Genomic DNA, 21,793 nt, shown 5'->3' with positions numbered 1-21,793 from the left:
GGTCAGAAAAAGGGTAAGGAGTGGAATAATGGAACATATCAATATCTCTAACACTGAAATTGAAGCCTCAAGAATCGGATTGGGCACGTGGGCCATCGGAGGCACCATGTGGGGCGGAACCGATGAAGAAAACGCAATCAAAACAATCCACGCCGCCTTTGAAAAGGGGATTACATTCATAGATACGGCTCCCGCATACGGGTTCGGGCAATCAGAAGAAATTGTCGGAAAGGCGATTGAGCAATATGGCGCAAGAAATCAAGTAGTGCTTGCGACCAAAACGGCGCTTGATTGGAAGTATAACCAGCTGTATCGCCATGCAACCCGCGCCAGAATCATTGAGGAAATCGAGAATTCTTTAAAAAGATTAAAAACAGATTATATAGATCTCTATCAAGTTCACTGGCCGGACCCTCTCGTCCCGATTGAAGAGACTGCCGAAGCCATGAAGGAGCTGTATGATGCAGGGAAGATCAGAGCGATTGGCGTCAGTAACTTCTCAGTGGAGCAAATGGAAACCTTTCGGGCCGTGGCGCCGATTCATGCCATTCAGCCTCCGTATAACCTGTTTGAAAGGGAGGCTGAAGAGGATGTTCTCCCATATGCGAGGGAAAAGGGACTGACTGCGCTTTTGTACGGAAGCTTATGCCGCGGGCTTTTAACCGGAAAAATGACGGAGGATTACACATTTGAAGGTGATGACCTTCGAAAACAGGACCCTAAATTCTTGCAGCCGCGTTTTAAAGAATACATCGCCGCTGTTAAAAAACTCGATGAATTGGCATTCTCACGTTACAGAAAATCGGTTATTCATCTTGCTGTAAGATGGATTTTAGACCAGCCTGGGACAGGTATTGCCTTGTGGGGCGCCAGAAAACCTGAACAAGTGGAAGCCGTCTCAGATATTACAGGCTGGGAATTGACCTCTGAGGACAAAAAAGATATCAATCATATTTTGCAGGAAACGATATCAGAACCGGTCGGCCCTGAATTTATGGCACCGCCGACAAAAGAAGAAGTGTAAGAAAAAAGCTGAGGCCGCGGCCTCAGCTTTTTAGCGCCATGAAAAGAGGAAATGATAATTATTAGTACCAGGTAATAAAAAATGTTGTTATAATAGATAACAGATAGAATCATTTGATAACAACAACAAAGGAAGTGCGATATGTATAAGTTTTGTGCAAATGCTCTAAAAGTCATTCTTTCTCTGCGCGGAGGGGTGAAAGTCTATAACAAAGAAAACCTTCCGGCCGATTCAGGATTCGTCATTGCGTGTACACACTCCGGCTGGGTAGACGTCATCACACTTGGAGTCGGAGTTCTTCCTTACCAAATACATTACATGGCGAAAAAAGAGCTTTTTCAAAATAAATGGATCGGTTCTTTTTTGAAAAGCATTAACGCGTTTCCGGTCGACCGGGAAAATCCAGGGCCGAGCAGCATCAAAACACCGATTAAGCTGCTGAAGGAAGGCGAAATCGTCGGAATCTTCCCAAGCGGAACGAGAACGTCTGAGGATGTTCCGCTGAAAAGAGGAGCCGTCACCATCGCGCAATTGGGAAAAGCGCCGCTAGTTCCCGCGGCCTACAAAGGACCATCAAGCGGAAAGGCACTTTTCAAAAAAGGAAAAATGAAGCTGATCATCGGTAAGCCGCTTCGCCAGGAGGATTTTGCCCATTATTCTTCTAAAGAAAAGCTTGCCGCAATGACGGATGCTTTGAACAACAGCATTAAAGAGCTTGAAAAGAAGCTGGAGCAGCTTTAAAAAAAGCTTTGAACTCGTTCCAAAAGTATGGGGGAGCAATTGAAAGGTGCATATGCTGTAATTGATCCGGGATGATGTGGACTTTGATTGTGTATGCCTGCACAATTGTAAGCTGAACATTATGTCACTCCTCCACGTCCTAAAGTAATAGAAAACCCTGAACAAATTGCGTATTGTTTATACTTTTCTGCACTTAGTTATAATATATGAGAAGTTTATAAATGCAATTTAGGAAAGGGTACTGGGTATGAAAAAAGTCATAATAGTCGGCGCAGGGATTCTTGGTGCATCGGCAGCATATCAGTTAGCAAAAATGGGTGCCGATGTTCTTGTTATAGACCGCAAAGATAAAGGGCAGGCTACCCATGCAGCTAAGGGTATTATTTGCCCGTGGATATCACCGCGGAGCAATCAGGCTTGGTACCAGCTAGCAAAGGCTGGAGCACGTTTTTATCCTGGTTTGATAGAAGAACTTAAAAACGAAGGCGAGAAAGAAACTGGTTATGCTCAAGTGGGGGTTCTCAGTAATCATTACGACATAGAGAAAATCGTAAAATTGGAACAACGTGTGCGAGAACGCAAAATAGATGCTCCGGAAATCGGTGAGATTACATATCTTGCTGAAAAAGAGACTGGTGATTTGTTTCCTCTGTTGGCTGACCGGTATCATTCTGTTCACTTAAGCGGGGGTGCCCGTGTGGATGGCCAAGTGCTGCGAGATGCGTTATTGCGATCTGCACAAAGAAAAGGTGCAACCTTTTTAACTGGTGATGCTGCTCTTAGATTTCATTCAAATCGGGTAACAGGAGTCACTGTCGGTGAAATATGCTATTCATCTGACGAGGTCATTATTTGTGCAGGTGTTTGGGCAGATCAATTATTGGAGCCTTTAGGCATTCATTTCAAAGTAAGGTGTCAAAAAGCACAAATAGTTTATGTTCAAGTTCCTGACGTAAGCGACACAGATACTTGGCCTGTTGTCATGCCGCCTTCTAATGAATATCTTTTAGCTTATAACCAGAAGATCGTAATAGGGGCGACTCGAGAAGATGATATAGACGGCTATGATGTACGAATAACAGCAGGCGGGATACAGGAACTTCTGAATAAGGGCTTAGAAATGGCTCCCGGTTTATCGAACAGTACTTTTCTAGAAGCAAGAGCCGGTCTTCGTCCCTTCACACCAGGGGAAGTTCCGGTGATAGGATCTCTTCCGGGGTGGGACGGTATTATAGTCGCTAATGGGCTTGGGTCGTCTGGTTTGACAATGGGACCCTATGTTGGGGAACAGCTGGCGAAGATGGTATTCAAAATGGATTTGGATATAAATATAAATGATTATGATATTCAAAAAGCAATGGGGGATTGTTGATCCCCCATTGCTTTTTTCCTCTAAAAAGAATGTTACTTTCTCTATCGGCAGGAATCGATATACATGGCGGTGTGGAATATGAGAGTAGCCTCATCGAATTCCCATATTCAGATTTGTTTGTATCGTTTATAACCGTAGATATCTTTATATGGATTTATTTATTAAAGCAAGTTGATCCTCGGGCAGTGCCTTGGTTGTGCCATCATTATTTAGAACAGTACGCCATGTATAACGTGGCTCATAACCAAGGATCTTCCGTGCTTTATCTATTGCCATCAGAGTCTCGTGGCCTTGAATATCCTTCTTTAAAGTGACATCTGGAAAAAATCTTTTAGCTAAATCCTCGCTGAGATCGGTCATAATTGTATCAGGGGCCGTAATATGGAATACATCATTCCCTAGATTACTCTTTTCAATTGCAAGACGGCAAGCGCTTGCGGCGTCTCTGACATCGCAATAAGCCCATGCATTTTTCTTTTGAACATCCTTTTGTTGATCATTCCAGTGCATGGTGGGAATTTTTTCATATTCATCAGGCTCATATATATTAGCAAACCGAAGAGTGACTATCTGGGTATTGATAAGCTTGGAATACATGTCTGAGAGGATTTCAGTCAGCCGCTTTGCCATCGCATATGACGATTTGACGATAGTTGGATGCTCTTCGTCTACAGGGAGATAGCTAATCTCCTCCGGAACAAATGGATAGCCCAAAACAGTTTCACTTGATGCCCATACAAGCTTAGGGATTTTGAAATCTTTACAAGCTTCCAGGATATTAAAATTAACGAGCATATTATTTTCAAATATAGCTTGAGATGTATTCCTCACATCGGTAGGAATATTTCCAAGATGGACCACTGCATCACAACCATTTAATAGCTGACATACCTGACCATAATCACGTAATTCAGCTTGAATAAATTTTTTCGATGCAGATTCCTCCCTCAGTTTTCTGTCTGAAGCGATTACATCATGACCGGCTTCTAAAAGTGTTCTTACGGTCCATCGGCCGATTTTGCCTGCTGCTCCTGTTACTACTACTTTCACCATTTTCGCTCCTTTACTCATATCTGAAATATTAGGGCTAAGAGTTATTTCACTAAATATTTGGTTCATTTCTTAACAGAGCATTAGTTCACTCATTCTTCTAATACATTGAGTAGGAAATGAGCAGAATATGCTTACCGAAAAGCCAATGTTTTTCAGTGAAATCTCACCTAATATCTGTTAGAATCCCCTTTTATGCCTGTTTTATTAGTAATAGCTGTAAATTGGAAATGATTGTGGTTTATGCCTGTCAGCGGATTGGGGCCTTTACAGCCAAAAATGACCATGAACTTTGTATTCGAGGAGCTAGTCATTTTATGGTTAAATGTAAGCGGAAATCGGTTTGTCAAATGATGATCTTAACCGTAAATCAAGTAACGAAATATCGCATTTTACAAAAAACAGGTTCAGGTTTCCACTTGTTATAACGAGTCTTTGGCAGGAATGGTTGTAGATAAACTGAATTAAAAAAGACACCTTTTTAAAAGGTGTCTTTTTGTTTTATGCTTCTTTCTGTTCTGCCGCTTCTAACAGCTCTTGGTGCTGAAGCTTTTTCACTTCAATATAAGCAACATGGTGGCCGTCGATTTCATTAATAATAAATTCGCAGCCCTCTTCTATGATGGAATCGTCCTTTTCAACATCATATTTCTGGGTCAGGAACCAGCCTCCGATTGTATCGACTTCTTCGTTTTCTAAATGAATGCCGAGAAGGTCGTTTACTTGGTCGATCAGCACTTTCCCGTCAAGCATATAATGTCCGTCTCCAAGCTTGCGGATTTCGTTAATTTCATCAATATCAAATTCGTCGCGGATTTCTCCGACGATTTCTTCAATGATATCTTCAACTGTCACAAGTCCAGCTGTTCCGCCGTATTCGTCTGACAGAATAGCCATATGCACTCTGTCTTTTTGCATTTTGACGAGTAAATCTTGGATTGGTGCAGACTCAATGACGTGAATGATCGGATTCACAAAGTCGGTGATTGTTGACTCAACTGAATACTCACCGCTGATGCAGGCTGTCAGCACCTCTTTAATATTGACGACACCGATAATATTATCTTTATCGCCTTCTTCAACAGGGTACCGGGTATACTTTTCAATTTGAATGATTTCCATCATGTCAGCGATCGTAATATCGTGCGGCAGGCTGACAATTTCGGTTCTTGGAATCATAATTTCTTTCGCAAGCCTGTCATCAAATTCAAATATCTTATTCACGTATTTAAATTCTGATTGGTTGATTTCTCCGCTTTTATAGCTTTCGGATAAGATAATCCGCAATTCTTCTTCGGAGTGAGCCAGTTCATTTTCAGAAACGGTCTCCAAGCCGAAAGCTTTCGTCAATAATCGTGCTGAGTTGTTCAGCACCCAAATAAATGGGAACATAATGCGGTAGAACCAAATCAGCGGTTTGGCAAACAGCATGGACACTGCTTCAGCTTTCTGAATTGCGACCGTCTTAGGCGCCAATTCTCCCACAACGACGTGCAGGAAAGTAATGATGGCGTAGGCAAGGATAAATGAGATGATGTGAGACAGTGAACCTGGCATGTTCATCTGTACGAAAAGCGGGTGAAGAAGCCTTTCAATCGTCGATTCGCCTAAAACCCCTAATCCAATCGAAGTCAATGTAATTCCCAGCTGGCACGCTGATAAATATTCATCAAGGTGCGTGGTCACTTTTTTTGCGGCAATGGCTGATTTATTTCCTTCCGCGATCAACTGATCAATCCGTGAGCCTCTGATCCTGATAATGGCAAACTCAGATGCTACGAAAAATGCCGTCAGCGCGATTAAAACGGCGACTAAAATCAAATTAACAATATCCAATTAGAACCTTCACTCTTAAACGAGAATGAAGGTAACACCTCCTGTAAGTAAAATAATGTTTTAACTTAACAGCAGCAAAAATGATTGAAGCACGGTCAGCTTTTCGGGAGCGAGCTCGCTTTTCAGCTTATCGCGTTCCTCAGGCTGCAACCTTTCAAACCGATGCAAGATTCCGGAGATGTTTTGATTCATATGATCAATTTCTGAGGTCAGAATACCAATTTCATCATCTTTCAAAGTTGAAGAGGGAAACTGATTCTCCAGGCGATCTTTAATATCGGACAGGGCCAATCGCTGCTGCTTGCAATCTACAATAAACATAAGACGTTTGAGTGCGTTTTCGTCATAATAACGGTAATTCGAACAGGATCTGGCCGGCGTAAGCAGACCGAGATTCGTATAATAATCAACTGTTCGTTTCGTTACTCCGGCAAGCGCCGCTAGTTCACTGATGCGATAAGTCTCAGCCCCATCTAAATCCCTCCCCAACCATCACGTTATAGTTATGAGAATAGTTTAATATATGTAAGGGGATTTGCACAAGTTTATTGTTCTTAGAAATTGAGCGAGCGAGGTCAAGCTCCCCCGGATTCTATAAAGGCAAGGGGCCTGTACGGGCCGCTGCTGGAACAACATATATATGTACGATACTTTTTACAGGAGCGTCTCGAAAATAAACTTCCTATAGAAGAGGAGAAAGAACAACTGTGCTTAGAAATAGAGCAACTATTACGCTTCAGCCGCATGCTAAAAGAGAAGCCCATTATACTCGGGAAGTAAAAAATCAAAATATTTAAAACTCTCTTTAGGAATGATTTATGGTACAATAAAATATACAATTTATTAAACATATTGACTTGGAGGTGGTATGATGGGGCCCTCTGCATAGTCATCAATACATCAAGCGCATCAACCTTAAGAAAATTTAATTTTATCAGGAGGTGACTCCCTGTCCTAACGTAAGGACGGGGTTAAATGGACGATATTGACAGTCTGATTTTAATTGGCGTACTCATTGCTTTAACCGCGTTTTTTGTCGCAAGTGAGTTTGCGATTGTTAAAGTAAGGAGATCCAGAATTGATCAGCTTATAACAGAAGGAAACAAACGGGCAATACTCGCTAAACGTATTATTACGGATCTGGATGAATACTTATCTGCATCCCAGCTTGGCATCACCTTGACATCAATCGGACTCGGTGTGCTGGGGGAACCTGCTTTTGAACGCCTTTTACATCCGGTGTTTGAGGCATTCAGTCTGCCGGCGTCGCTTACCCATGCTTTATCATTTGCGGCTGCATACGGCTTGATTACATTCCTGCATGTCGTTGTAGGCGAGCTTGCCCCTAAAACGGTTGCTATTCAAAAAGCAGAACAGCTGACATTATTGATCGCAGGTCCATTACGTTTTTTCTATTTGCTTATGTATCCTTTTATTTGGGTCCTCAACGGATCTGCGAGGCTTTTGACCGGAATGTTTGGTTTGAAGCCCGCGTCGGAACACGACAGTTCTCACTCTGAGGAAGAGCTCAGAATACTGCTGTCCGAAAGCTTGAAAAACGGAGAAATTAATCCGTCTGAATATAAATATGTAAATAAGATTTTTGAATTCGATAACCGAATAGCGAAAGAAATCATGATTCCGCGGAAAGAAATGGCCGCTGTTTCAACCGATATGACGATGAATGAGACGCTTCAAATCATGCTGAAAGAGAAATACACCCGCTGGCCCGTAACTGACGGTGACAAAGACAGCGTCATCGGTATGGTCAACACGAAGCACTTGTTTTCCGACTTGCTGTTTATGAGCGATGAGGAAAGGGAGAAGCTCTCGATACGCTCGTATGTGCGCCCGGTAATTGAAGTCATTGAAACGATTCCGATACATGATCTGCTGATTAAAATGCAGCGGGAACGCATTCATTTGGCGATTCTGTCGGATGAATACGGAGGAACCTCGGGAATCGTGACGACAGAGGATATTCTTGAAGAAATTGTCGGTGAAATCAGAGACGAATTTGACGAAGATGAGCAGCCGCTGATTCAGAAGCTGTCCGACCGCCATTATGTGATGGACGGAAAGGTTCGCATAGATCAGGTGAATGAGCTTTTGAGCGCAGATATTCAAGAAGAAGAAGTGGACACAATCGGCGGACTGATTCTGAAAGAAAACATTGACATCGGAGCGGGAGAATCCATTCAAATCGGACAGTATACGATACAGGTTCTAGAGATGGACGGACGGCACATTAAGCAAATTGACATAAAAGAACACGTCAGCCAAACCCCTGAACGCGCGGCACATCACAAGCTGCCGATTCCCGAACCGGTTATGCTGAATAATGCAACCTTGAGCGAAAAATAAGCTCAAGGTTTTTTTGTTAGGCTGTGTGAAATAATATTTAAATAGAATGCTCAATCGGTAATGGCTGATAGTGCCGGTCTATGATCGCATTCATTAGAAAGCAAACATAAAAAAGGCAGAAGGTTCCTAAGCAGATTTCTGCCAGCCATCTTTTTCAAGATAAAGGAGCTTTAACGGAATAAGAAAGGGAACTTCCAACCAATGGAGTTCCCTCATTTTTAATAGTAAATTCAACAATATGATGTAACATAGTTTTTTAAGATAACAACGCTATTCCGCACCAAAATGCAACCAAGCAGCCGCATAGCGTTATTGCGGTGTATAATAGGCTTTCCTTTACGCGTTTTTCGAGCAGCAGCTGAACGGCTTCCACACTGAAAGTGGAAAAAGTGGTAAACGCGCCGAAAAATCCTGTGCCAATGATGGTGCTTACAGACGGATTGATGATGTTAAGTGCGGTAAACAGCCCGAGACCGAAAGCTCCGAGTATATTGATCGTCAAAATACCGATAGGAATGATGAAGCTGTTCCTTTTGGCTGAAATCGCCTGTCCGAGCCAAAAGCGGAGCACAGATCCGATCCCCCCAGCAATACATATTCCGGCAATTGTCATGACGGATCAATCTCCTTCCTTTGCTGTCCGCCCGCGATTCGCCGTCCGCACAAAACACCGGCAAGCGCGAGGCCGATCCCTGCTAAAAGTGAGGCAGCCATAAATGCAGCGGCTGCTGCCGGGGCTGTTTGCAGCATCATAACCGATTCTTTAGAAAACGTCGACATTGTGGTAAATCCGCCGCAAAAGCCGGTGCCTAAAAAAGCGGACAGAAGAGGCCGTTTAGCCCGGACTGTAAAAAAACCGGTGAGCAGCCCGAGCAGAAAGCTACCGGATATATTTTCAAGCCAAGTTGCAAGGGGAAACGTATTTGTATGTAACCATGCAGATAATCCATATCGGAGGCAGGACCCTAAAGCGCCTCCGATAAAAACAGCACTATATTGTTTCATGTTTGTCATCCTTTAAAGTGAAATCAGGATAATCCGTCACGATGCCGTCAACAGCCATGCTTTGCATTTTTTCGGCTGTTTTTTGATCTCTTATCGTCCAGGCAAACACTTTTAAGCCGCGTTTATGGACGGAAGATATAAGCAGACGGTTCAACCGAGTATATTTTATATTGGCATAATCCGCGCATGATTGATAGACCTTCAATTGATTTCTCGTCAATCGTCCGAAACTCGGCCTTGCAATGACGGCTGTCGGGATAGAAGGATAGAGATCGCGGAACGTCTGAATGGATCTGATGTTAAAGGATTGAACGATATTATAAATGGAGAAAGAAAACGTGCTTAACAGCTTTCCCACTTCTTTTTCAAGTCCGACCTGAGAAGGAGGGCCTTTCAATTCAATCAGCAGACCGATTTTCTGATGATAGCGCTTGAGCACGGCTTCAAGTGTCGGAATTTTTTCTCCTTGAAAGGCAGGGCCGAACCAGCTCCCTGCATCAAGTGTTTGCAGTTCTTTCAGCGTATAATCCTTTACATAGCCAGTGCCGTTCGTCGTCCGGTCAACCCTGTCATCATGTATCACCACAATGTGCCGGTCTTTGGTGAGCTGCACATCAAGCTCAATCATATCCGATTTCAGTTCCGCAGCTAAGTCGAAGGCTGCAAATGTATTTTCCGGCGCGTAACCGGATGCTCCGCGATGGGCGATGGTGTACAAGCGTGTCAGCTCCTCATATGGACATTTCTGTTATTGTATCAAAATTCATATATGCGCCGCGATACCAAGTGGTGAATTTTTTTGAGAAAAAAGAATAGGCCGGGCTGATTCGGGCGTATATCTTAAAAAAGAAAAATAAACAGCACAGTATACCGGGATGACAGCGTTCGCCAAAAAAATAGTGCTTTCGACTTGTTTACAAAAAATTCTGTTATTTTATAATAGCAAAAAAGGAGGCGAGATCATGGGTAAAGGGAGAATCAGAGTGGAGGAAAGAATTAAGGCCGAAACGGATGCTGAAATGCAAAAAGCAACTCTCCTGGATCAGACACAAACGAAAAGGAAGTAGTACGTGTTGTCCCTATTGAATCTGGCTGAATATGATGAAAGATACTATGCCCCGGCACTGAGCCGGGGTTTTTATGCGTCTATTGAGACATTAAAAGAGATTTTTGCCGAATGATTTAGTATAATTAATTTTTCGATTGGGATAAAGGAGCGACCGTCATGCTGGAAAATCTTCAACAATACTTTACACTTGATAAAACGATACAAATAGGAATCAGCGTAGGCATTTTGCTGATTTTTCTCATACTCAGAAAGATATTTACGAAGTATTTATTCAACCTGATTTTTAATTTAACCAACAAGCCGAAAACAGAAATATTTAAACAGGTGATCGTTGCCTTCGATAAACCTGCCAGGTGGTTTTTTGTCGCCCTCGGTCTTTTTTTGGCCATTCGGTATTCCCCGTTCTTTGACGGGCAGATGCCGCTTATCAGCAAAGTGTACCGTTCGTTTATTGTGGCGCTGTTGTCTTGGGGTCTTTGTAATTTGACAGCAGCCTCATCATTTTTATTCCATAAGGTCAATCAGCGATTCGATCTTGAAATGGACGATATTTTGGCCCCATTTTTATCGAAGCTGCTTCGATTTGTCATTATTGCACTCAGCGTGAGTGTTATTGCACAAGAATTTAATTACGATGTAAACGGCTTTGTAGCGGGGCTGGGGCTTGGCGGATTGGCATTTGCGCTTGCGGCCAAGGATACCATCAGCAACTTCTTCGGCGGAATCATTATTATCACGGAAAAGCCGTTTACCATTGGCGACTGGGTTCAAACACCGAGCGTGACGGGAACGGTGGAGGATATCACATTCCGAAGCACGAGATTCAGAACGGCACAAGAAGCTGTTGTTACTGTCCCGAACTCCACACTGTCGATGGAAGCCATCACGAACTGGACAAAAATGAACAAACGCCAGATTACATTCTCGCTTCATGTGTCATACGCCACGCCTGTTGAGAAAATGGATCGCTGCATTAAAACGCTCAGAAAAATGCTGATCGAGCATGAAGACGTGCATGACGACACCATTATGGTCAACTTTGACATGTTTGCTGACAGCTATTACAACTTATTCTTTAATTTTTATACAAAAACCACATCATGGGCTGAGAATCTTGATGTCAGAGAAGATATCAATTACCGTATTATAGACATTTTGGCAGCGGAGGGTGTAGAGTTCGCGTACCCGGGCCAAACCGTACTGGTGAAACAGAAAAACCATAATGATCCGTTTCAGGCGAATCGGACCGATAGGGAGAAGGAGCGGGCATAGCCCGTTGTACTCCGTCCTTTAGCTGCCGCTTTCGGACGGAGTTTTTTTTATGATAAAATAATCGAAAAGGGCGGTGAAGCTTTGAAAGATTATCAAGATATAGTGGACAAAGCCAAACGTATTGTCGTGCTGACGGGAGCGGGCATGAGCACGGAATCGGGTATTCCGGATTTCCGCTCAGCGGGCGGTATTTGGACTGAAGACTCATCCAGGATGGAAGCGATGAGCCGCGATTACTTTGAACGTCATCCCCGCCTGTTCTGGCCTAAATTCAAAGAGCTGTTTCAAATGAAAATGAGCGGCCGCTTTGAGCCGAATGAGGGTCATGTCTATTTAGCAGAGCTGGAAAAGGAGGGGAAGCAAGTCGATATTTTCACGCAGAATATCGACGGCCTTCATAAGAAAGCGGGAAGCAGACACGTATACGAATTGCACGGATCGATCCAGACAGCGGCCTGCCCAGCGTGCGGCGCGAGTTACGATCTTTCTCATCTGCTAAAGCATGACGTGCCCCAATGTACGGCGGAAAAAACGGACAGCGAAATTTGCAGCACGGTCTTAAAAACAGATGTCGTCCTTTTCGGCGACATCGTGCAGCATTTTGATACCCTTTATGAAAAATTAAGTCAAGCTGACCTGTTTTTGGTGATCGGAACTTCACTTGAAGTGGCGCCTGCCAGGTTTGTGCCTGAAGAAGCAAGCCGGATTCCAGGAATGAAACAGATTCTCATTAACCTGGAACCGACTTACTGTGATGACTTGTTTGATCTCGTGATTCATAGAAAAATAGGCGAGTTTGCCAAAGAATTATCCGAAAAAAAATGAGGCAGCCTTTCGAGGGCGCCTCATTTTTTATTCGTGGACAGGAATCATTGTATCCTTCAGCACATCAAAGGAATATCCCTTATCTTTCAGTTGTTTGATTAAAACCGGCAGTGATTGAACGGTGGACGGAAGGTCGTGCATGAGAATGACATAAGGGCGGCTTGAATGTCTGTTTTCCATATATTCAAGCTGATTGATAACCTCCGGGACAAATTTCGGTCCGCGGTATTTCCAGTCCATGCTGTCAATCGTCCAGTCCCAGTACACAAAACCGCCTTTTTCCAGATGTTTGATCTGGGTGTCGGTAAGTGACGGCTTGCTGCCGTAAGGGGTTCTGACAAGGTCTGTTTTGACCCCCGTGATGTCTTTCAGCGTATCACGTGCCTGCTGCATTTCTTTCAGAGGCGATACCGGCGTCTGATAGAATCGTTTGTTGTCATGCGTGACGCCGTGCAGGCCGAGTGAGTGTCCTTCATTCTTTGATCTTTCCACAGCCTGCTTAAATGTATTCATTTGCGGTCCGAGCATGAAAAAGGTAGCTTTCACATCAGCGCTTTTTAATACATCCAGCAAGCGGTTTGTAGAGGCTGACGGGCCGTCATCAAACGTCAGATAGACCGTTTTTTCATCGGGGCTCTGCTCGGTCTGTAAATGTTTAATCAGCAGATCCGGGGAGTTTCTTTTGAGCTTGAGGCTCGGATTTTCGTCACGAAGCTGGCTGTTGGTTGTGACTGTAATTTGCTTACCTTTTGCATGTGACCCTGAGTAACCCAAAAAGACGATTAACAACAGCAGCACACACAAAACTGCTAAGCTTGTAAATTTAAAAACAAGTGAAAAAACAGAAGGAGAAGTGTCTCCTTTCGTCTGGCGCATATTAATCTCTCCAGTGGCATAAATTTCTACATACCGCTGTATTGGTGGCAGTTTTATTGCAGGATACTCTGCCATTTGATTACAACCTATGTACTCCGACATAAAGTATACAGGAATAAAACTGGAAAGAACATAGAAAAATTGTCGAAATATCAGTTTTTAAGGAAAAATTAATCTCTTCTGCCTGCGCTTTCTATATCTCTAATTCTTTCTGTTTTTCAGCTTGTTCGGTATGGTAGAATAGTTGACAATAACAGCTTGAGAAAAACAGGATATCACGAAACTTGGGAGGGTTTGTATGAAGGTGTTAGTGAATGGACAGTTATTGAAACGGGATGATGCTGCTGTTGATATTGAAGACCGCGGTTATCAATTTGGCGATGGTATTTATGAAGTCATCAGAGTTTACGAGGGTGTTTTATATGGATTACGCGAGCATGCTGAACGATTTTTTAGAAGCGCCGCTGAAATCGGAATCGATCTGCCGTTTAGCATTGAGGACCTTGAATGGAAGCTGGAAAAGCTTGTCCAAGAAAACGGTGTCGAGAGCGGCGGGGTATACATTCAGACAACGAGAGGCGTGGCGCCGAGAAAGCATCAATATGAAGCCGGATTGGCTCCGCAAACAACAGCGTACACATTTCCAGTGAAAAAACCGGAAAATGAGCAGGCGCACGGCGTGTCAGCGATTACTGATAAAGACCTCCGCTGGCTGAGATGTGATATCAAAAGTCTGAATTTACTGTATAATGTGATGATTAAGCAAAAGGCCTATGAAACGGGTGCTTATGAAGCTGTACTGATCAGAGACGGAATTGTAACGGAAGGAACATCCTCCAATGTGTATGCGGTGAAAGACGGAGTAGTCCGGACACACCCGGCCAACCAGTTGATTTTAAATGGCATCACCCGTATGAACATATTGGAACTCATACGAAAAAACGGATGGAAGCTGGAAGAAAAGCCTGTCACCGAGGAAGAACTCAGACAAGCAGAGGAAATTTTTATTTCTTCTACAACGTCAGAGGTAATCCCGGTTGTGACGCTTGACGGGGAAGCGGTTGGCAGCGGAGCTCCGGGACCGCTGACGAAGCAGCTGCAAGCGGCATTTCAAGAAAGCATTCAGCAGGCTATCGGCATCTCGTCATCATAAACAAAACAGCACCGCTGCAAAAGAGCGGTGCTGTTTTGTTTATTTTTTTGCAAATCCAAGAATGACCGATATGATCGGTGAAATATAGAGGAAGAACACATACGGCAAATAATCGATGACAGGAACGCCGAGTGCGCTGGCCATAAATGCCCCGCTTACGCCCCACGGAATTAACGGATTAATTAAGGTGCCGCCGTCTTCAAGCGAGCGTGACAGATACTTTCGTTCAATATTTTGTTTGTCATATAAGTGTTTAAATGACTGGCCGGGTATTAAAATCGACAAGTACTGTTCACCTGTTGCTAAGTTCACTCCGATGCTTGAGCAAACGGTTGCCAAAATCAGGCGTCCTTTTGTGTGAATGCCTTTCATGACACCCTCCAATAAGGCTGAAATCAGACCGATTTTCTCCATTATTCCTCCTAGTGCAAAAGCGATCATAATGAGAGAGACTGAGCCCATCATCGACTGAAGCCCGCCCCGGTTGATGATGTTTGAAACAGCCTGATTGTCCGTCTCATAAACAGTTCCGTTTTGCAGCGCGGAGATAAATGCTTGAACACCGCTGTCAGGAATGAAAAGGGCAGTCAGTATGCCGGAGGAAACAATCCCGGCAGCCAGAACGGGGATCACGGATACCCGCTTACCTGCTAACAGAATGACCAGCAACGGGGATAAAAGCGCCCAAGGAGTCACGTTTGCCGCCTCTTTTATCCCTGAGATCATTTTCTCAATATTAGCTGTTGAAGCGGCATTTGCCGAAACAGATAACCCCATTACATAAAACAGCACGATCGTAATAAGCAAAGCGGGAATTGTCGTGCCCGTCATATGGCGAATGTGTTTGAAAATCGAAATTTCTCCCATTCCGGCAGCGAAGTTGGTCGTATCTGACATAGGTGACATTTTATCACCGAAGCAGGCGCCGCAAATCACTGCCCCAGCGGTCCATTCAAGCGGAACGCCGGCAGCGCTGGCTACTCCTAGCAAGGCTACGCCGATCGTGCTCACTGTTGTCAGGCTTGATCCGACCAGCGTGCTGATAATCATGCATGAAAATAATGCGGTCAACAGTAGCTGACTTGGTTCAATAAAGGACAAAGCATAAACGGTAACCGTCGGTATAGCGCCGCTGTACATCCACGCACCGATCAAAATGCCGATCAATGACAGGACAATAAGTGGCTGTACTCCGTTTTTTATGCCGTTCACAATGCCTTCCTCAATGTCCTTCCACGAAAAGCCGATGGTTAAGCCGGCAATCGAAAGAATAAGGATGCATAGAAACAGGGGCATATGCGGTTCTGTATGGTATATAAACAGGCAGGAAATGATAATCGCCAATATAAATAAAAATAGTCCGGCAGCCAACGGAAACGTCAGCCGTTTTTGTGAATTCAAAAAAACACCCCATTATTGATCTTTAACGCTTTTTTGCTTTTAGGCACGAAAGTATTATAGCAGAAAAAGCGGATAAACACTGTTTTTTTACAATTGTGAATATAAAAAAGTGAGCACTGCTGCGTGCTCACTTTACAATCAGAACAGGAATATCAGATTTCGCTGACAGCTTTTCGCTGACACTTCCGCATAACAGTTTTTTCAGCCTGTTTTGGTCACGGCTTCCCATGACGATCAGATCGGCTGATATATCTGCTGCGTGCTCGATAATTGAACTCGCGGGATCGCCTTCTAATATATCAATGTCTCCGTCAATTTGGTTATCATTCAAAAGCATTCGGGCTTCAGCAACGACTTCTTCCGTTTGATCTTCATAGATCATCGGCTGCGGCTGGACATTTTCTGACATTAGCGGGTCGGGAACACTCGTCATTCCTCCGCCGATATAGCTTGCGCCTGCTGCCGGTCTAGGCGGGTCGATGATCGTCTGATTTTCTTTTCTGTCATGAGAATGTGCGACAGTTATCCGTGCGTGCAGAGTTTTTGAAAGGTCAATGGCTTTTTGAAGCGCTTCCTTGCTATTGTCACTTCCGTCAAATGCAACAATGATTCGATCGGCATGAAACATGATCCTCACCCTTTCAAAAGATGGATTACAACACAATACCCAAAATATGAAACCGCTAACCATTTTTCTCAAAGTAGTGATTGACAAAAAAAGGTTTTGTTTATAAGATGAAAAAGAATCTAAAATCGGAACGGAGGTATTGTCATGCTAAGGATAAATAACGTTAACATCGTTCAATTTCATATCCGCGTGACGAGCCCGAACCTCCCTTATTCTGTAACCTGACGTCTGTTTAAATGGTTCAGTCACGCACCTAAGCGGACTGCGCCTGTTGATAATCGGCAAAAAGAGGCATGGAGCTTACGCTTTATGCCTCTTTTTTATATGCAAAATGATTCTAAATCTAAAGAAAGACGGGTGTGGTGGATGTGAATACAAAAGAAGAATTCATGATGAAGAATAAGAAAAATGGCCGGGATAAACTTGAAGGCGGCTGACGAAGTGAAGGAGATGGAGATGTATGTTTTCTGTGTTAAAAAAGCTGGGATGGTTTTTTAAAGCCTACTGGCTGCGTTATACGATTGCAATTGTGCTTTTATTGACCGTCAATGTACTGGAGATGTTTCCGCCCAAGCTTCTCGGAAACGCGATAGATGATATGAAATCCGGTTTGTTTACCGTCAGCGGCATGGTGTTTTACATCGGACTTTTTCTCGGCTTGACGGCTGTTGTGTATGTTATGTCCTATTATTGGATGTATCAGCTGTTCGGCGGGGCGAACGTAATGGAAAAAATTCTCCGTTCTAAGCTGATGGGGCATTTGCTGAACATGTCGCCGCCGTTTTATGAGAAATACAGGACAGGAGATTTAATGGCACGCGGAACAAATGATCTGAAAGCGGTCAGTTTAACGACAGGTTTCGGAATTTTGACGTTGGCTGATTCTACGATGTATATGCTGACGATCTTTTTGACGATGGGTATATTGATCAGCTGGAAGCTGACATTTGCTGCAATTATTCCGCTTCCTTTTATGGCGCTGGCAATCAGCTTGTACGGAAGCAAAATTCATGCGCGGTTTACTGAGGCTCAAGATTCATTCGGCGCTCTGAATGACAGGGTGCTTGAATCTGTTTCCGGCGTCCGGGTGATCAGGGCTTATGTGCAGGAAACAAATGATGTCCGCCGCTTTAACGACATGACGGCTGACGTGTACGAAAAAAATATGAGGGTGGCCTTTATTGATTCCCTGTTCGAGCCGACTGTCAAACTTCTCGTCGGTATGAGTTACCTTATCGGACTTGGTTACGGCGCCTATCTCGTCTTTCAAAATCAGCTGACACTTGGCGAGCTTGTTTCCTTTAACGTATATCTTGGCATGATGATTTGGCCGATGTTTGCCATTGGTGAATTAATCAATGTGATGCAGCGCGGAAATGCGTCATTAGATCGCGTCAATGAAACTTTATCCTATGAGCCTGAAGTTGTGGAACCGACGTTTCCTGCCGCAGTTGAAGAGCCGGGCGAAATGGTTTTCAGCCGCGTCAGCTTTACGTATCCCAGTTCATCCCACCGCAACCTGTGCGATGTCTCTTTCACCGTGGGCAAAGGGCAGACAGTTGGGATCGTCGGAAAAACGGGAAGCGGAAAAACAACCATCATCAAGCAGCTCTTACGCCAATATCCCGCCGGAGATGGAGACATCACATTATCAGGCGTCCCGATTCAGGACATTCCGCTGGACCGTCTGCGCAGTTGGATCGGTTATGTCCCGCAGGATCACTTGTTATTTTCCCGAACGGTTAAGGAAAATTTATTGTACGGAAATCCTGATGCCTCGGATGAAGCGGTAAAGCGGGTAATTCGGGAGGCGCATTTTGAAAAAGATCTGGAAATGCTGCCGGCCGGGCTAAACACAATGGTTGGCGAAAAGGGTGTCGCTCTGTCAGGAGGGCAAAAGCAGCGGATTTCCATTGCGAGGGCATTAATGGGAAATCCGGATATTTTGATTTTGGATGATTCGCTTTCAGCCGTCGATGCGAAAACTGAGGCGGCGATTATTCGCAATATCAGAAAAAACCGCCAAGGGAAGACCACATTTATTACCTCTCACCGCTTATCCGCAGTTGAGCACGCAGACCTGATTCTTGTCATGGACGGCGGCCGTATATCTGAAAGAGGGACCCATCAGGAACTGCTCGAGAACAATGGGTGGTATCGTGAACAATATGAGCGACAGCAGCTGTCCTCTAATGAAGAAGGAGGGACTGTTGCGTGAAGACAGGAAAAACATTATGGAAATATGCGCTTATTTATAAGAAGCTGCTGATATGCGCGGTTCTTTTGCTTATGGTCGCTGTGGGCGCCGAGCTGACAGGACCCTTTATTGGAAAAAAGATGATAGACGACCATATACTTGGCATCGAAAAAACTTGGTATGAAGTGTCAGCAGGAGAAAAAAATGCGGTATCATTTCAAGGCAAATCATACGTGAGGGAGGATCGGTATGATTCTCCCGGCGCCCCGGATAACGAGGCGCATATCTATCAGGTCGGAACGTCTTATTATTTTGTGGGTCAAGCGGTCAGTTTTGACGGTGACAGAAAGGTATCTGACGGAAAACTGACCATCTCAAAAGGGGGAGAAAGCCAGGCGTATCCTGCTGAAAAGCTTACAAAACAGGAGATTTTTAAGTTTTACCAGCCGGAGATTCATGGGCTACTGTTCTTGATTTTTCTCTATTTGGGGCTGCTAGTCTTTTCTGTGTTTTTTCAATACGGTCAGCACTATTTGCTCCAAATGAGCGCCAACCGCATTATTCAAAAAATGAGGCAGGATGTGTTTTCTCACCTTCAAACGCTTCCGGTCCGATACTTTGACAACCTGCCAGCCGGTAAAGTGGTCGCGCGGGTGACCAATGATACCGAAGCGATCAGGGATTTATATGTCACGGTTCTTTCTACTTTTGTTACAAGCGCGATTTACATGATCGGCATTTTTACGGCGCTGTTTTTGCTTGATATAAAGCTTGCGTTTCTGTGCCTCACGATTGTGCCGGTCATATTGATCTGGTCTCTTATTTATCGCAAATATGCGTCGGACTATAATCATCAGATCCGCTCCATTAACAGCGACATCAATGCAAAAATGAATGAATCCATTCAAGGAATGCCCATTATTCAGGCTTTCCGCCACCAGAAGGAAACGATGAGAGAATTTGAGCAGCTTAATGAATCACACTTTCATTATCAAAACAAAATGCTGAATCTAAACTCTCTCTTATCCCATAACTTGGTGAATGTCATCCGCAACTTGGCGTTTGTCGGCTTGATCTGGCATTTCGGCAGTGCCAGCCTGAATGCGGCTGGGATTATCTCAATCGGTGTGCTGTATGCCTTTGTGGATTATTTAAACCGGCTGTTTCAGCCGATTACCGGTATCGTCAACCAGTTTTCAAAGCTTGAACTGGCGAGGGTATCGGCGGGAAGAGTGTTTGAGCTATTGGCAGAAAATGAAACGGAAGCACAGGGGATTCCGGCAAAAGAGCGCGCATCAGGTCAGGTCGAATTTCGGAATGTATCTTTTGCTTACAATGAAGGGGAAGACGTGCTGAAAAATATCTCGTTTAAAGCGAAAAAAGGAGAAACCATCGCCCTCGTCGGCCACACAGGATCAGGCAAGAGCTCGATTTTGAACATCCTGTTCCGTTTTTACGACGCCCAAAAAGGGGATGTGCTGCTCGACGGGAAAAGCATATATGAAATGTCGAGGCATGAGCTCAGATCCCATATGGGCATTGTTCTGCAAGATCCGTACCTTTTTTCGGGAACGATCGGTTCAAATGTAAGTCTGGAGGATGAGAGAATTTCGGCAGAAACGATCACTGAAGCACTCCGCCAAGTCGGGGCCGAAAACCTGCTAAAGAAGCTGCCAAAAGGCATGGAGGAACCTGTTATTGAAAAAGGAAGCACGTTATCTTCAGGAGAGCGGCAGCTCATTTCGTTTGCCAGAGCGCTTGCTTTTGATCCGGCTATCCTGATTTTAGATGAAGCCACCGCCAATATTGACACCGAAACAGAAGCGGTCATCCAAAACGCCTTAGATGTTGTCAAACAAGGGCGGACCACATTTGTCATTGCCCATCGTCTTTCCACGATTAGGAACGCTGACACCATTCTTGTGATGGAAAAAGGCAGCATCATCGAAAAAGGCAGCCATGAAGAGCTGATGGAGCAAAAAGGCCAATATTATCAAATGTATGTGCTGCAAAAAGGAAAACAAAATTCAATTGCATAGCATGAGCGGCATACGGGTTTCTGTATGCCGCTTATTATTATGTACACATTAATAACTAAGCCCGACACGTTCTTGGATGAAGTCACGCGCTTCAAGCTGTTGATAGAGAAAATGCGCCGTATCGCCGACTGTGATTTTTGATCCGCCCTCTGGCAAAAAATCTTTTTCAAAGCGGTAAACACCGGTTGCTTCACCGTCCGGAAGATAAGTGGGACAAATGGCGGTCCAGTCTAACCCAGAAGCCTCGAGCATTGTGAAGACTTTGGCATGCTCCTCAGCCGCCCGGGTCAATTTTCGCTTTGACTCATTGGTCTCAAACCTAAATTTTTGCGGATGTTGCCGGGATTTGAGAATTCCGGCTGTGCCGATAGTAATCAGCCGCTTCATGTTTTCTTCCTCCATTATGTCAATGACATGTTTCATCGACACAGAGAGCGTGTCATCTCCATCTGTACCCAAACAGCTGATCACCATGTCTGAGCCAGTGATCACATGTTGTACGTCATCTCGATTCCGGGCATTTCCTGGGATGATCCGTTCCGGAGGCAAGTGAGGCACGTTCTTTTGTTCTCTGGCCAGCGCGTAAATATGATATCGCTTGTTTGCGCCTGCTTCTTTAAGAAATGCCTGTCCGACTCGGCCAGTCGCGCCAAATAAAGCTATTTTCATCCAAAAACCCCCCTCGTCTTATTATAAAATGAAGGCACTCATTTTGAACAGCGCGGAAAAGAATACCTGTACAAATTGATAGAACGGTGGGAAACATATTCATGAACCATCGATATACTTACAAACTGTACAAGCTCCCAATTGACAAACGCCATCATAGACACTATTTTCCCCTCCCTTTTCTCCTAGGATATGTGGAATAGGAAAAAAGAGTGACAGCATCAAAAGAAGGCGCGGGAGCCCGCGCCTTCTGTCAGCCATTATATTGAATT

21 protein-coding genes are annotated in these 21,793 nt (G+C 44.3%); 10 read left to right on the top strand and 11 right to left on the bottom strand.

Going from position 1 to position 21,793, the window contains the following annotated elements; translation table 11 throughout:
- Positions 1-28: 28 nt before the first annotated feature.
- The 3 genes from GXP75_RS04790 to GXP75_RS04780 all read left to right on the top strand — a co-directional run bounded on the left by GXP75_RS04790 (position 29) and on the right by GXP75_RS04780 (position 3,137).
- A complete protein-coding gene (locus GXP75_RS04790; RefSeq protein WP_242556232.1) occupies positions 29-1,024 on the top strand; it encodes an aldo/keto reductase in 996 nt (331 codons plus the stop codon).
- A gap of 141 nt (positions 1,025-1,165) precedes the next feature.
- A complete protein-coding gene (locus GXP75_RS04785; RefSeq protein ID WP_003327800.1) occupies positions 1,166-1,765 on the top strand; it encodes a 1-acylglycerol-3-phosphate O-acyltransferase in 600 nt (199 codons plus the stop codon).
- A 247-nt stretch (positions 1,766-2,012) separates the two neighbouring features.
- Entirely contained in the window at positions 2,013-3,137 is a 1,125-nt protein-coding gene (locus GXP75_RS04780) for an NAD(P)/FAD-dependent oxidoreductase (RefSeq protein ID WP_214918232.1), read from the top strand.
- A gap of 144 nt (positions 3,138-3,281) precedes the next feature.
- Here GXP75_RS04780 and GXP75_RS04775 read toward each other — a convergent pair whose 3' ends face one another.
- From GXP75_RS04775 to cueR, 3 genes are all read right to left on the bottom strand, one after another.
- Complete coding sequence (locus GXP75_RS04775; protein WP_061572538.1) at positions 3,282-4,187, bottom strand: NAD-dependent epimerase/dehydratase family protein; 906 nt, start codon at positions 4,185-4,187, stop codon at positions 3,282-3,284.
- 501 nt (positions 4,188-4,688) lie between these two features.
- A complete protein-coding gene (locus GXP75_RS04770; RefSeq protein ID WP_106045377.1) occupies positions 4,689-6,023 on the bottom strand; it encodes a hemolysin family protein in 1,335 nt (444 codons plus the stop codon).
- A gap of 60 nt (positions 6,024-6,083) precedes the next feature.
- A complete protein-coding gene (cueR, locus tag GXP75_RS04765) occupies positions 6,084-6,512 on the bottom strand; it encodes a Cu(I)-responsive transcriptional regulator (RefSeq protein ID WP_214918230.1) in 429 nt (142 codons plus the stop codon).
- A gap of 486 nt (positions 6,513-6,998) precedes the next feature.
- On the opposite strand from cueR, the gene GXP75_RS04760 reads away from it, so the two are divergent.
- Positions 6,999-8,387: a hemolysin family protein gene (locus GXP75_RS04760; RefSeq protein WP_242556231.1), complete on the top strand. Its 1,389-nt coding sequence runs from the start codon at positions 6,999-7,001 to the stop codon at positions 8,385-8,387.
- 256 nt (positions 8,388-8,643) lie between these two features.
- On the opposite strand, the gene crcB is transcribed toward GXP75_RS04760, so the two are convergent.
- From crcB to GXP75_RS04745, 3 genes are read right to left on the bottom strand one after another with little or no spacing between them, the layout of a single operon-like run.
- Positions 8,644-9,000, bottom strand: coding sequence for a fluoride efflux transporter CrcB (gene crcB / locus GXP75_RS04755; protein ID WP_242556230.1), 357 nt, complete (start codon positions 8,998-9,000; stop codon positions 8,644-8,646).
- Complete coding sequence (locus GXP75_RS04750) at positions 8,997-9,392, bottom strand: fluoride efflux transporter FluC (protein WP_242556229.1); 396 nt, start codon at positions 9,390-9,392, stop codon at positions 8,997-8,999. Before GXP75_RS04750 ends, crcB begins: the two co-directional genes overlap by 4 nt.
- Positions 9,379-10,110: a glycerophosphodiester phosphodiesterase gene (locus GXP75_RS04745; RefSeq protein ID WP_242556228.1), complete on the bottom strand. Its 732-nt coding sequence runs from the start codon at positions 10,108-10,110 to the stop codon at positions 9,379-9,381. The genes GXP75_RS04750 and GXP75_RS04745 overlap by 14 nt, the downstream gene beginning before the upstream one ends.
- A 244-nt stretch (positions 10,111-10,354) precedes the next feature.
- On the opposite strand from GXP75_RS04745, the gene GXP75_RS04740 reads away from it, so the two are divergent.
- The 3 genes from GXP75_RS04740 (at position 10,355) to GXP75_RS04730 (ending at position 12,558) form a co-directional block, all read left to right on the top strand.
- Positions 10,355-10,459 carry a YhdX family protein gene (locus tag GXP75_RS04740; RefSeq protein WP_003327789.1) on the top strand — a complete coding sequence of 35 codons (105 nt, stop codon included), beginning with the start codon at positions 10,355-10,357 and terminating at the stop codon, positions 10,457-10,459.
- A 158-nt stretch (positions 10,460-10,617) separates the two neighbouring features.
- A complete protein-coding gene (locus GXP75_RS04735) occupies positions 10,618-11,733 on the top strand; it encodes a mechanosensitive ion channel family protein (protein ID WP_214918222.1) in 1,116 nt (371 codons plus the stop codon).
- A gap of 81 nt (positions 11,734-11,814) precedes the next feature.
- Positions 11,815-12,558, top strand: coding sequence for an NAD-dependent protein deacylase (locus tag GXP75_RS04730; protein WP_214918221.1), 744 nt, complete (start codon positions 11,815-11,817; stop codon positions 12,556-12,558).
- A 27-nt stretch (positions 12,559-12,585) separates the two neighbouring features.
- On the opposite strand, the gene GXP75_RS04725 is transcribed toward GXP75_RS04730, so the two are convergent.
- Positions 12,586-13,434: a polysaccharide deacetylase family protein gene (locus tag GXP75_RS04725; protein ID WP_242556285.1), complete on the bottom strand. Its 849-nt coding sequence runs from the start codon at positions 13,432-13,434 to the stop codon at positions 12,586-12,588.
- 298 nt (positions 13,435-13,732) lie between these two features.
- On the opposite strand from GXP75_RS04725, the gene dat reads away from it, so the two are divergent.
- Positions 13,733-14,587 carry a D-amino-acid transaminase gene (gene dat, locus GXP75_RS04720; RefSeq protein WP_061572485.1) on the top strand — a complete coding sequence of 285 codons (855 nt, stop codon included), beginning with the start codon at positions 13,733-13,735 and terminating at the stop codon, positions 14,585-14,587.
- A gap of 39 nt (positions 14,588-14,626) precedes the next feature.
- On the opposite strand, the gene nhaC is transcribed toward dat, so the two are convergent.
- Positions 14,627-15,988 carry a Na+/H+ antiporter NhaC gene (gene nhaC / locus GXP75_RS04715; RefSeq protein ID WP_061572486.1) on the bottom strand — a complete coding sequence of 454 codons (1,362 nt, stop codon included), beginning with the start codon at positions 15,986-15,988 and terminating at the stop codon, positions 14,627-14,629.
- Between the two features lie 127 nt (positions 15,989-16,115).
- Positions 16,116-16,616: a universal stress protein gene (locus GXP75_RS04710; RefSeq protein WP_242556227.1), complete on the bottom strand. Its 501-nt coding sequence runs from the start codon at positions 16,614-16,616 to the stop codon at positions 16,116-16,118.
- A 460-nt stretch (positions 16,617-17,076) separates the two neighbouring features.
- Between GXP75_RS04710 and bmrC the strand changes: the two genes are divergently transcribed.
- Positions 17,077-18,834, top strand: a complete 1,758-nt coding sequence (gene bmrC / locus GXP75_RS04705; RefSeq protein ID WP_106045367.1) for a multidrug ABC transporter ATP-binding protein BmrC — start codon at positions 17,077-17,079, stop codon at positions 18,832-18,834.
- Positions 18,831-20,852, top strand: coding sequence for a multidrug resistance ABC transporter ATP-binding protein/permease BmrD (gene bmrD, locus GXP75_RS04700; RefSeq protein WP_242556226.1), 2,022 nt, complete (start codon positions 18,831-18,833; stop codon positions 20,850-20,852). Before bmrC ends, bmrD begins: the two co-directional genes overlap by 4 nt.
- Before the next feature lie 48 nt (positions 20,853-20,900).
- Here the strand turns inward: bmrD and GXP75_RS04695 are convergent, their stop codons facing one another.
- Positions 20,901-21,521: an NAD(P)-dependent oxidoreductase gene (locus tag GXP75_RS04695; protein ID WP_242556225.1), complete on the bottom strand. Its 621-nt coding sequence runs from the start codon at positions 21,519-21,521 to the stop codon at positions 20,901-20,903.
- Between the two features lie 38 nt (positions 21,522-21,559).
- Complete coding sequence (locus tag GXP75_RS04690; protein WP_206699549.1) at positions 21,560-21,679, bottom strand: hypothetical protein; 120 nt, start codon at positions 21,677-21,679, stop codon at positions 21,560-21,562.
- Between the last annotated feature and the right edge of the window lie 114 nt (positions 21,680-21,793).

Origin of the sequence: Bacillus sp. HU-1818 (assembly GCF_022695965.1) — a bacterium.
GTDB classification, from domain to species: Bacteria; Bacillota; Bacilli; order Bacillales; family Bacillaceae; genus Bacillus; species Bacillus atrophaeus.
This window is presented reverse-complemented; position numbering and strand designations above follow the sequence as displayed.